Origin of the sequence: Clostridium sulfidigenes (assembly GCF_000732635.1) — a bacterium.
Lineage (GTDB): Bacteria > Bacillota > Clostridia > Clostridiales > Clostridiaceae > Clostridium_J > Clostridium_J sulfidigenes.
In genome coordinates this window covers 1-12458 of sequence record NZ_JPMD01000049.1, presented here as the reverse complement: position 1 = coordinate 12458, position 12458 = coordinate 1, and the positions used below count along the sequence as shown (strand labels likewise).

The following is a 12458-nucleotide window of genomic DNA, read 5'->3' as shown; positions in this document are numbered from 1 at the left end:
TCCAATTATACTTTTAATATGTTAAAGCCAGCACTTTTTTTTAAGTCTATTCATTACTGCAGTACCTACTCCACTCTCTTCAAATGCTTCACAAAGAATTATATCAATGTCTATACTATCAAAACTTCTTAAAACTCTAAATAAATTTTTACCTATATCTTCTATATCACATCTTGCTCCAATAGAAATAATAGTTCCTTTATTATATAAAGATTTTGTTTCATCAGTTGCAATAATTCCAACTTTTTTACCTTGTTTAATATAATTTAATACTATTTCATTAATTTTTGCAACAACTTTATCTATATCACCGTCTACTATCTTCACAGGAGCCTTCGGTGCATAATGTCTATATTTCATTCCTGGTGCCTTAGGCTTAAAATCTTCTGTAGGCTTTGATAATACAGATGGATCTATATAAACCTGCTTATCTATTTCCCTTAACATCTCTAAGGTTATAGCGCCTGGTCTTAAAATACATATAGGGGAAACTGTACAATCTACTATAGTTGATTCTACACCTACAATACTATTTTCTCCTCCTAATATATAATCTACCTTTCCATCTAAGTCTTCAACACAACTTTCCATGTCTGTAGGGCTAGGTCTACCGGATATATTAGCTGAAGGTGCTGCTATAGGCACTCCAGCGGCTTTTATTAAACTTATAGCGATATTATTTTGTGGCATTCTAATTCCCACAGTAGGCAACTTTGCACTAGTAACCTGTGGAACTAGTTCAGTCTTCTCAAGTATTATGGTTATTGGTCCTGGCCAAAACTTTTTTATTATTTCTCTTGCTACAATTGGTACATTTTTAACATAGGGCTCTATATTATAATCCCCTACATGAATAATCAGAGGATTATCTTGTGGCCTACCCTTTGCCATAAAAATTTTAGCTACTGCTTCACTATCTAACGCATTAGCACCTAATCCATATACGGTTTCCGTAGGGAAGGCTACAAGGCCACCATCTTTTATAACTTTTCCTGCTTCTTTTATCACACTTTCATCTGGAGTCTTCTCACTTAACATCACAACTTTTGTTTTCATACCTATTAACACCCACTTCAATAATCCATTAAAATAAATTTATCATTACAAACCCAAATATAATTCCAAATATAATCCACATTGCATTTGTATAACTACTATGCAATTCATTGCTTTCCGGAAGCATTTGCCCAAAAGCTACATAAAGCATAATTCCACTGGCAAAGGCAATACTATAGCCTAAAAATGCAGATGATATAGAATTAATTAACATACCTATCCAGGCTCCTATAACAGTTGGAAATGCTACTAAAAAACTATACCATAAAATTTTAAATGGTTTCTTTCCAGCAGCTATCAATGGTGTTGCCATGGCAATTCCTTCTGGTATATCATGAATGGATATTAATATACTCATCTTTATACCTAATCCCGAACCCTTAACAAATCCAAAACCCATTATAATACCTTCTGGAAAATTGTGCATCATTAACCCTAATGCCATTAATATTGCAACTTTTGTATGATTTATCATACTTGGATTTCTATCATTACTGTGGCTACTTACTTTAATTAAACAATCTATAAAATATATAACTATTACTCCAATAATTATAACTATGAGAGTTCTAATAAAGCCAATCTTATCAATTGATTCTGGTATAAGTTCTAAGAAAATTATTGATATAATTATCCCTGTAGCAACTGCTAATAAAACTCCTAATAACTTGTCAGTAGGGTTTTTTAAGGATACTCCAATTAATGCACCAACCATAGTTCCTATTAGAGATACTATAGCAGCAAAAATTCCTATTATAAATATAGTACTATTCATAATTCCTCCTTGAAAATTACTAATAGTAAAATATATTTATAAATTCTATGTTTTATTCTGTTTTCTATATTCTTTTATATTAGCTATAGCATTATCAGTAAATACAGCAGTTACACAATACTTAAAAAGTAGATCTAATAGCATATATTTCTTTACTCCACCTCGTTTTACTACAAAGTAATAGTAGTCATCATCCTTAGGCATTTTTACTTTAACATAATATTTCCCTATACCACTGAATCTCTCTAGCACTTTATTCGTAACCAACCTCAATCTTTTATTTCTAAACTTAGACTTTGTTATTATCAATATATCAAAGTACTTTTCTTGAGGTATTGTATGAATGATTGCTACTTTACTATAGTGAATTTTATATTTTATTCTACCACCTAAAATAGATATCAGTATTTTATCTTCATATAATTGAAACTTTAAATATTCTTCATTGTATCTCATTAGTACAGAAAATAATATTAAACTTTCAATAACACAAAGATATATAATAAAAAATATATTTATTTGTTTAGCTATAAGCAACACTATAGGCAATATTATAAAAATAAAGCCCATAGATAGCATAAACCTTTTGTAAGATTTTCTTTGCTTCTTTAGGACTTTATCTATATCCATTAAGTAATCCTCCACCTTACAAAATTTAATACCTAAATACCATTTCCCATTGCCTTCATTTTTTCGGCTTGGTCAGCAGTTATTAACCCATCTAACATCTCATCTATATCTCCATCTAGGAAAGCTTCAAGTTTATAAAGAGTTAATCCTATTCTGTGATCTGAAACCCTTCCTTGAGGATAGTTATAGGTTCTAATTCTTTCACTTCTATCTCCAGTTCCAACTTGACTCTTTCTATCATCTGCAATTCCTTTAGCTCTTTCCGCTTCTGCTGCTTCATATAGTCTAGCTCTTAATATTTTCATAGCCTTTTCCTTGTTTTTAAGCTGTGATTTTTCATCTTGGCATGAAACTACAAGTCCTGTTGGTAAGTGAGTCATTCTTACTGCTGAATCTGTTGTATTAACGCACTGTCCACCATTTCCTGAAGCTCTAAATACGTCTATTTTTATATCATTCATATTTATGTCGATATCTACGTCTTCAACTTCTGGAAGTACTGCAACAGTGGCTGTAGATGTATGGATTCTACCACTTGATTCTGTGTCAGGTACCCTTTGAACTCTATGCACTCCACTTTCATATTTCAGTTTACTATAAGCCTTATCACCTTTAACCATGAATACTACTTCTTTAAATCCACCGATATCAGTTTCATTAGCACTCATTATTTCTACTTTCCATCTGTTACGCTCTGCATATCTTGTATACATTCTAAATAAATTGGCTGCAAATAAAGCTGCTTCATCTCCACCAGCTCCACCTCTAATTTCTATAAATACGTTTTTATCATCATTAGGGTCTTTAGGTAATAATAATATTCTTATTTCTTCCTTAGACTTCTCGCATTGTTCCGTTAATGCCTTTATATCTTCTTGAATCATCTCTCTCATTTCTCTATCTGATTCTTCATTTAGCATTTCTTTATTTTCAGCTAATGCATTTTCAGCATCTCTGTATTCTCTATACCTTCCTACTATTATCTCTAATTCTGCATGCTCTTTACAAAGTTTTTGCCACTCCTTTTGATTAGCCATAATACTAGGATCACTAATCATATTTGATAATTCATCATATTTGTTTTCTAAAAAACCTAATCTCTCTAACATATATTAACACTCTCCGTAATTTAATCATAAATCTTAATTTTTTACATCATTACATTATATCATAAAAATATTATTTATGGTAACTTTCCTATGACAACTCGGTGATTTCCACCCAAATCCCTTAAACTATATATATCACTAAATCCTTCAGTTTTCATGATAGATTTTACTTCCATTTCCTGATCATGTCCTATTTCAAAACACAAATATCCATCAGAGGAAAGTACCGCTTTTCCTTCTTTGCATATCCTTCTATAGAAATCAAGTCCATCTTGACCTCCTGAAAGAGCTAGGTGAGGTTCAAAGTCTTTAACATCTTCCATAAGGGTAGGAATTACTTCCTCCTTAATATATGGTGGATTTGACACTATCATATTAAATTTTAAACCTTCTTTTATAGGTAATTGAAATAAATCACTTTTATTTACATTGGTCTTTTCTCCTAAATATAAATTTGAAATATTTTTTTTTAGTTACATTTAATGCTATATCACTTACGTCATATAACCACACTTTGCTATTTTTTACATAATGGCCTATGGAAATTCCAATAGCTCCACTTCCACAGCACATATCACATATTAAACTTATATTATTTTTTTTCATTATAGAAATACACTCTTCTACTAAAATCTCTGTATCTGGTCTTGGTATCAACACTCCCTCTTCTACGAAAAAGTTAATACCCATAAATTCAACTTGCCCTAGAATATATGCCATAGGCTTTTTGCAACTTCTTAAATTTATAAGTTTAAAAAACTCTTGCTCTTTATCTAAAGTTAATACTTCTGACCTGTTCATAATTATATACAACTTTTCTACATTTAAAACCCTACATAATAGAAGCTGTGCATCTATTATGTATGATTCAATATCACTACTTTTTAATATATCATATGCCTTTATTAACGCTTCATTTATATTCATATTGTTCCTCATTCACTATAATTCATTCTAACCCCTCTGCAGCTTTTAATGAAGTTATTGCAACTTCAAGCATAGATTCATCAGGTTCTTGTGTTGTTATCTTTTGCAAAAGTAACCCTGGCCATGCAATAATTTTTGATATTTTACTATCACTCTTTCCTAGCCATTTTATAACCTCATAAGTTACTCCAGATACCACTGGTAGTAATAATACTCTAGAAATCACTCTCTGACCTATAGATTGCCATCCCGTGAAGGAAAATATAATTATACTAATAACCATAACTAAGAATAAAAAATTAGTTCCACACCTTGGATGGAGTCTTCCAAACTTCTTAGCATTTTCTGGTGTTAAATCTATACCGCTTTCATAGCAAAATATAGTTTTATGCTCAGCTCCATGATATTGATATACTCTTTTTATGTCTTCTAGTTTTCCAACAATAAATATATAGCTTATAAATATTATAACTCTTATTATTCCTTCTATAATATTTAAAACTACCACATTAGATGTTATTGTTTTTTTTACCAAACTAGTTAATGCCGTTGGTAAAATAAAAAAGAGTAATATAGAAAAAGCTAGGGAAAGAACTAATGATATACCCATTAGTACACTATTTCCTTTCTCCTTAAAAACTTTATCAAACCATTTATCAAATTTGGATTCTGACCCTTCCTCATCATCCTCAAAGAAGGAAGCTGAATACTCTAAGCTTTTTATACCTATAATTAATGATTCTATAAGAGATATAAATCCTCTAATTATAGGAAATCCAAAAAATTTATTTTTCTTAGTCAAGCTTTCACTTGATTCTTTTTTAACTTCAATACTACCATTAGGAAGCCTTACAGCAGTAGCAAGCCCCTTAGTTCCCCTCATCATTACACCTTCTATAACTGCCTGTCCCCCGACCGTTGTCTTCTTTTCCATTTTAACACCTGCCTTCTATTTCATATTTCTTATTTCTAACTTCATAATACTATCTTAATATAAGCATCCTATTATTTTAGTTGTTATCTACTATTTGCTGCTTCCTCTTCATACTTAATATAACATTCTGCACAAAGAGACTCGTACTCTACATTATCTTCATTATCAATGGCAACTTGATTACCTTCAAAAACAAATTTACCATTAATCTTTCTTCCATTTAATATAGCTTTCTTACCACATTTACAAATTGTTTTTAGCTCCTCTAAACTATGAGCTACTAGTAAAAGTCTTTCACTACCTTCAAAGCCCTCCATCTGAAAATCTGTTCTTAAACCATAGCATATTACTGGAATATTTAATTTAACAGCTATCATAAACATTTCATCAACTTGAGCTTTTGTAAAAAACTGAACTTCATCTGCTAGTATGCAGTGAATTTGTCCATTTTTCTTTATATAATCTTCTACAGTAGTAAAAATATTCTCTCCTTTAGAAAAACTTAAATCTACTTCTTTTGTAACTCCAAGCCTAGATACAATTTTATTTCCTCCCTTTGTATCAGTCTTGGGTTTAATTATTATTACTTTCATTCCTCTTTCTTCATAATTATAAGCTACTTGAAGAAGATTTGTAGACTTTCCACAATTCATTGCTCCATATCTAAAATATAGTTTACTCATAGTAATATTCCTCCAAAGTCCATCAATTAATCACATAATATTATTTTAGTAGAAAAAACTCCATTAATCAAATTAATATTATAAGTACATTTTCAAAAATAAATATTTTTATATACACTAATACTATATAATACAATTAATAATCATATTGACCTTATTTTATCTCTATGTTATAATCTAATAGTTGATAATACGGGTATGTATGTTATATCGAAAGAGGTGAAATGAAATGCAAGAAGGAATACATCCAAACTATAACGACGAAGCTGTTGTTAAGTGTGCTTGTGGTAATACTTTTGTAACAGGTTCTGTTAAATCAGAATTAAAAGTTGATATTTGTTCAAAATGTCATCCATTCTTTACTGGTAAGCAAAAGAATGTAGACGTTGGTGGAAGAGTTGACAAGTTTATGAAAAAATTCAACCTTAAAAGCGAATAATCATATATATTTTTATGTAGGAGAAGAATACTTCTCCTATTTTTTTATGTCCAAAAGCCATAGGTATAAACTCTACCTATGGCTTTTCATATAATCTATTTTAATATATCTTGGTTTTTAGATACAATTTCAAAAAATTCTTCATTATTGTTAGTTTTTGATAAAATTCCTATAAGTTTTTCAGTAACTGCTTGAGGGTTCCCTGTCTTATACATAATCTTTCTTATGTTATAACTAACTTCAAGCTGTGATTTTGTAAGAAGCAAATCCTCTCTACGAGTTCCTGACTTATAAATATCTATAGCTGGGAAGATTCTACGTTCTTGTAGCTGTCTATCAAGGTGTACTTCCATGTTACCAGTACCCTTAAACTCTTCAAAAATCATATCATCCATCCTACTTCCAGTCTCAACCAAAGCTGTAGCAAGAATAGTTAAACTTCCGCCTTCTTCAACATTTCTAGCTGCACCAAAAAACTTTTTAGGCATAAGTAAAGCTCCTGTATCTAATCCACCTGATAGAGTTCTACCCGTTCTAGTTATTGTTAAGTTGTAAGCTCTAGCTAATCTTGTTAAACTATCTAAAAGAATTATTACATCTTGTCCTTGTTCTACCATCCTTTTTGCTCTTTCAAGTACCATATAAGCTACCTTCGCATGATGTTCTGGCTCTTCATCAAAGGTTGAGTAAATTACATCTCCCTTAATAGATCTTTGCATGTCTGTAACCTCTTCTGGTCTTTCATCGATAAGAAGTACTATAACTTTAACTTCTGGATGATTAACTGCTATACTATGAGCAATTTTCTTTAAGATAGAAGTCTTTCCCGCTTTAGGTGGAGCAACTATTACACCTCTTTGACCTTTCCCTATAGGTGATAATATGTCCATTAATCTAGTTGATAAATCTTTAGAATCCTCAGTTTCTAATTTCAATCTCTCTGTAGGATATATAGGAGTTAGTCTCTCAAAAGATGTTCTCCCAACAGCTCTCTCTGGATTTTCACCATTTATTTTTGTTACTTGTAGAAGAGCTTGATATTTTTCTCCTTCTTTAGAACTTCTTACTTTACCTTCTACTTCATCACCATTCTTAAGATTAAATCTTCTAACTTGGGATATTGAAACATATATATCGTTATTTCCGCTTAAATAGTTATTCATTCTAAGTAATCCAAAATTAGCATTGTCACTTAATTCGAATATTCCTTTTGATGTTTCTGATTCACTTATTAAACTCTTTAATCTTTCACGCTTTTCTTCTATACTATCAACCTTTTCTTCCACTACAGTTTCCTTTGATTCTTCATTGTCCAAACCTTTACTAATAACTTCATCTTTACTATTATCTTCTTCTACATCTTTCTTAGTAAGTTTCTCCTTAAGAATTATACCTTCTTTTTTTTATTTGAGCAGGTTGTATTTTTTCATCATCCTTATGGGAATCTTCTTCATTTTTAATCTCAACAGATTTTAAAGATACTCTTTCAATTTCTTCAATTAATTCATTCTTTTTAAACTTAGTAATATTTTTTATTCCTAATTCCTTTGCAATACTCTTTAATTCTATAACACTCATGCTATGTAAATTTTCACTATTCAAAGGATCACCTCCTAATTGTATATTTCATTTAAATGTAACTTTGGAAAATAATATTTATATGATTAATATAATTCGATATTATTTATAAATGATAGAAGTTTGAAGCTTTCTTTTAAAATGTATTAAAATTTTATATTGTTTATTTTGTTTGTTTAATCTATTCATAAAATTATATATAACTAAACTTGCTGTAGTATAGATTTTACTATATAAGTATACACTATATTTTCAAAAAATCTATTACCAAGTAAAATATTTATTGTTATAACAATAAATATTTTACTTTAAATTGAAAAATCTAAGGACTCTGTTTATCATTTTAACCAAATATTTCTATACCTATACAGAACTAAGCTATTTAAATAATCTATTATACTTTAAAACTACTTATCCTTATCTATCAAATCCATTATATTATACTTAGTTATTTTATATTGAAGTGTTTGCCTTGGTATATTAAGAAATTTACTTGCTTTACTTACATTATTACTATGAATAATTAAAGCTTCCTTTATATATTTAATTTCCATATTCACAAGTTTATCTTTAAGGGACAAACTTTCAATAATATTTCCTAATTGCAAATCAGATATTTCAATAATTCCATGTCTTTTATAATTTAAAGCACCTTCGATTATATGTTCTAATTCTCTCACATTTCCATCATAGTCTTTTTTCATTAAAACTTCTAATGCATAACTATCTATTCCATTAACACTAGTACCTAATCTTTTATTATGCTTTTCTATAAACATTGATACAAGTATAGGTATGTCTTCTTTTCTAGCATTTAATTCAGGCATGTTAATTCTTATAACATTAAGTCTATAGTATAAATCTTTTCTTAATTTATTACTCTTAACTAAAAAATCAGGATTCTCATTTACTGATGCTATTATTCTTATATCTGTTTTTCTAGTGTTAGTCTCACCTATTCTTCTAAACTCCCCTTCTTGAAGAACCCTTAAGAACTTACCTTGAAAAACTATATCCATAGAATTTAACTCATCTAAATACAAAGTACCACCATTAGCTATATCAAATAATCCTTCTGTCTCTATAGCTCCAGTAAAACCACCTTTTCCTACTCCAAAAAAAATACTCTCTAATAAATTGTCTGGAATTGCAGCACAGTTCTGTGCTATAAAGGGCTTTTTTCTTCTTATTGAACTATTATGTATAGCTTGTACTATCAATTCTTTTCCTGTGCCAGTATCACCATAAACGAAAATTGGAGATTTTGAATTACATACCTTCATAGCTAATTCTTTAACATTTCTAATTTCTTTACTATTCCCAATTATATCTTCAAAGCTATACAAAATTCACAACCCCTTTAATAATAGAAGCTATGCATTATATAATTCTGCATAGCTTCTAAGTAAAACATTTTTATACTATTTAACATTTATGGTAGCTACAAGCTTAGTATTAATAATTTGGTCTTTGGCTATTATTACATCATAGTCAACTTTTACTTTTCCACCAGCTTCATTCATATCTATGTGTACATCATTAGTTTTAATTTTAATAGACAATCCACCATGAGGAGTATTATAAAGAATAGACGAACTACTCCCATTTTTAAACTCCATATTAGTATTTACGTCCCCTTCTCTTATAAGATTAAAATAATTTTCACCTATTCTAAAAGTAGTTAATGTATCCCCTAAACCCGAAAGTTCTGTTTCTTCATATGTAGCAACATACTCATCATCTTCTTTGAAAAATGATCCTGGACTAACAATTTCAATGCATTCATCCTCATCATTATTCTGTATACTACTTACTCTAATTATAGCATCCTTATCCATAATATTTACCTCTATTCTTCCTAAGAATCTTATTTAAGATATATTCAAACTCTAAGGCTAATTTTTATTTACTTTTCTAAACACTTTTCTATATAAGATAAGAATTTATTTCCTCATCAGTTGCACAAATCTCTTCTACAGTCCTATGATCCTTACTTCCAAACTCTGAATATCTAACAGTGACCTTTGGTTCATCTTTACCTTTACTATATCTTATAGCAATCTTAGCTGCAATAGATATTACTTCTTCTGTAGCTTCACCTATAATTACTATCATAGAACCATTAAAGTCCTGAACTAACAGTATTGTATCACCTTCATTAAGAAGACTTTTTATCATTTCTCCTTCTTCTTGAGTTCTTGTAGATATAACCTTAGCCTTAGGTGTAACTCTAAAATGACGACCTATTCTAAGTAATTCAAGCTCTCGTTCCTCTGGATTTTGGTTATGAGATAAAAGTTCTTTTAATCTAACAGAATAATTTGGTTCTGTTAATTTGCATCCTCCTGCTGGTGATGGATATTCCTTTATACCCCATTTATCAGCAAGCTCCATTTGAATCTTTCTTCCTCTACCTTGAATATTTAAAAGTCTTTCCCTATCTACAAGGCCATTCTCTTCCATCTCTGTAGGTTTAAGATTTTTAGCACAAAGAGGACGAAGAATTTTGCTTCCTATTCCACTTTCATTCTTAACTTTATCTAATGCACTTCTATTTTGAGACATTGGTCTTTGATTTAAAACCTCTCCAGTGATAATAAAATCTGCATTGAATTTTTCTAAGAGTTGTCCACAGTACTTCATCATCATAGCGTGACAATCAATACATGGGTTCATATTTTTCCCATATCCATTTTTAGGATTTTTAACCATCTTAAAATGTTCTTCCTTAAAATCTACTACTTCTAAAGGAATATCTATCTGTTTTACCATTCTTCTTGCATTTTCTTCGTTAAAAAAATATGATTTAAAACATATCCCAATAACCTCAATTCCTTGATCCTTAACTACCTTTGCTGCAAGAATACTATCTAAACCGCCTGAAACCATAGCTAATGCTCTTGTCATTTTTTTCTTCACCTAACTCTCTTAGTTTCTTTATATTGTATCTTTTACTCTAATCTATAGTATATTAATCTCTTTATATCATATAAACTTATAGAAATATTAAAATAACACATATAATAATATTACTATTTTCTTTTATTACTAGCAACTTGAAAGTAATGGCTAGTAAATTTTACTTACTAACCTCTTTCAACTGCCAATTCAATTAATCTATCTATAAGATTACTATATGATAACCCTGTAGCTTCCCACATCTTAGGATACATACTTATACTTGTGAAGCCTGGTATAGTGTTTACTTCATTTAAATATATTTCTCCACTTTCCTTATCTACTAAAAAGTCCACCCTAGCCATTCCTGCACAATCTAACTTCTTATAAATTTTAAGGGATAAATTTCTTATAGTAGCCATTTCTTCATCATTTAAATTAGCTGGAATTAAAAGTTTAGATTCCCCGTTAGAATACTTAGCTTCATAATCATAAAACTCTTTAGCTGGAATTATCTCTCCTGGAACTGAAGCTTTAGGGTCATCATTTCCAAGTACAGAAACTTCTATTTCCCTAGCATTTAATCCTTCCTCTACAAGAATCTTTCTATCATGTCTTAAAGCTTCTATTAATCCATTTTCAAGACTTTCTCTATCATGAGCTTTAGTTATTCCTACAGAAGAACCACTGTTAGCTGGTTTTACAAAACAAGGATATCCTAGGTTATGTTCAATTTCATTTATAAATTTCTCACTATAATTTCCATAATCAAAGGCATTTACCACTACATAGTCTGCTTGTTTTATACCTTCATGTTCTAAAAGATATTTCGTATAAACTTTATCCATACATACAGCTGAACTCATAACCGAAGGACCTACACATGGTAATTTCATCAGTTTACATAGCCCTTGAATAGTACCATCCTCACCATACATACCATGAAGTACAGGAAAAACTACATCTACCTCTTTATTTAATAATAATTTAATTCCATCTTCAACTTGATTTTTATAGTCTTCTACCCATTTTCCATTTCCTATATTCTCTATATCACCTTTATAAAGAAACCATTTTCCCTCTTTAGTTATACCTACTGGAAATATACTATATTTTTCTTTATCTATATGATTTAGAACAGATGTTGCCGATACCCTAGACACCTCATGTTCTGTTGATTGTCCTCCAAACAGTATTGCTACCTTCTTCATATTTATCACTCCTAACAATAATTCGTTCTGTTAAGTTATATGAACATTGCACTTCTCAACCCTTGGAAATATAATAAGTTTACTTAAGACCAAATATCCCCCAAGAAAAGGAGAGAAGAACAATGAACAAAACAAATGTAAAATGCCCTCGCTGCCATTCTGATCAACTATATAAGTTCGGATTGGACAAGCAGGCTAATCAAAAATATCAATGTAAA

The 12458-nt window shown here is 29.9% G+C and carries 13 protein-coding genes and 2 pseudogenes; 2 read left to right on the top strand and 13 right to left on the bottom strand.

Annotation, left to right across the window (positions count from 1 at the left end):
- Positions 1-5: 5 nt before the first annotated feature.
- The 8 genes and pseudogenes from IO99_RS16430 to IO99_RS16400 all read right to left on the bottom strand — a co-directional run bounded on the left by IO99_RS16430 (position 6) and on the right by IO99_RS16400 (position 6114).
- Positions 6-1056 (bottom strand): annotated as a pseudogene (locus tag IO99_RS16430) (L-threonylcarbamoyladenylate synthase).
- A gap of 28 nt (positions 1057-1084) precedes the next feature.
- On the bottom strand, positions 1085-1831 hold the full coding sequence (locus IO99_RS16425; protein ID WP_035135379.1) for a ZIP family metal transporter: 747 nt from the start codon (positions 1829-1831) through the stop codon (positions 1085-1087).
- 45 nt (positions 1832-1876) lie between these two features.
- Positions 1877-2461 carry a hypothetical protein gene (locus IO99_RS16420; protein WP_035135377.1) on the bottom strand — a complete coding sequence of 195 codons (585 nt, stop codon included), beginning with the start codon at positions 2459-2461 and terminating at the stop codon, positions 1877-1879.
- A gap of 32 nt (positions 2462-2493) precedes the next feature.
- Complete coding sequence (gene prfA / locus IO99_RS16415) at positions 2494-3570, bottom strand: peptide chain release factor 1 (RefSeq protein ID WP_035135375.1); 1077 nt, start codon at positions 3568-3570, stop codon at positions 2494-2496.
- A 74-nt stretch (positions 3571-3644) separates the two neighbouring features.
- Positions 3645-3968 (bottom strand): class I SAM-dependent methyltransferase, encoded by a 324-nt coding sequence (locus tag IO99_RS19770; RefSeq protein ID WP_423219434.1) that lies wholly within the window; start codon positions 3966-3968, stop codon positions 3645-3647.
- 22 nt (positions 3969-3990) lie between these two features.
- Complete coding sequence (locus IO99_RS19765) at positions 3991-4497, bottom strand: N5-glutamine methyltransferase family protein (RefSeq protein WP_341349104.1); 507 nt, start codon at positions 4495-4497, stop codon at positions 3991-3993.
- Positions 4498-4519: 22 nt separating this feature from the next.
- A complete protein-coding gene (locus IO99_RS16405) occupies positions 4520-5431 on the bottom strand; it encodes a DUF1385 domain-containing protein (RefSeq protein ID WP_035135374.1) in 912 nt (303 codons plus the stop codon).
- 83 nt (positions 5432-5514) lie between these two features.
- Entirely contained in the window at positions 5515-6114 is a 600-nt protein-coding gene (locus tag IO99_RS16400; RefSeq protein WP_035135373.1) for a thymidine kinase, read from the bottom strand.
- A 229-nt stretch (positions 6115-6343) separates the two neighbouring features.
- Between IO99_RS16400 and rpmE the strand changes: the two genes are divergently transcribed.
- A complete protein-coding gene (gene rpmE, locus IO99_RS16395; protein ID WP_035135372.1) occupies positions 6344-6553 on the top strand; it encodes a 50S ribosomal protein L31 in 210 nt (69 codons plus the stop codon).
- Between the two features lie 95 nt (positions 6554-6648).
- Here rpmE and rho read toward each other — a convergent pair.
- The 5 genes and pseudogenes from rho to IO99_RS16370 all read right to left on the bottom strand — a co-directional run bounded on the left by rho (position 6649) and on the right by IO99_RS16370 (position 12240).
- Positions 6649-8155 (bottom strand): annotated as a pseudogene (gene rho / locus IO99_RS16390) (transcription termination factor Rho).
- A 383-nt stretch (positions 8156-8538) separates the two neighbouring features.
- Positions 8539-9477 (bottom strand): sigma-54 interaction domain-containing protein, encoded by a 939-nt coding sequence (locus IO99_RS16385; protein ID WP_035135371.1) that lies wholly within the window; start codon positions 9475-9477, stop codon positions 8539-8541.
- Positions 9478-9552: 75 nt separating this feature from the next.
- On the bottom strand, positions 9553-9969 hold the full coding sequence (locus IO99_RS16380) for a YwiB family protein (RefSeq protein ID WP_035135370.1): 417 nt from the start codon (positions 9967-9969) through the stop codon (positions 9553-9555).
- Between the two features lie 88 nt (positions 9970-10057).
- Positions 10058-11038, bottom strand: coding sequence for a DUF814 domain-containing protein (locus IO99_RS16375; protein WP_035135368.1), 981 nt, complete (start codon positions 11036-11038; stop codon positions 10058-10060).
- A 179-nt stretch (positions 11039-11217) separates the two neighbouring features.
- The gene (locus IO99_RS16370) at positions 11218-12240 is read right to left on the bottom strand and encodes a D-alanine--D-alanine ligase family protein (protein WP_035135366.1); all 1023 of its coding nucleotides are present in this window, start codon (positions 12238-12240) and stop codon (positions 11218-11220) included.
- Positions 12241-12362: 122 nt separating this feature from the next.
- Between IO99_RS16370 and IO99_RS18835 the strand changes: the two genes are divergently transcribed.
- A partial coding sequence (locus IO99_RS18835) for an IS1 family transposase (protein WP_156964388.1) occupies positions 12363-12458 on the top strand: 96 nt, incomplete at its 3' end.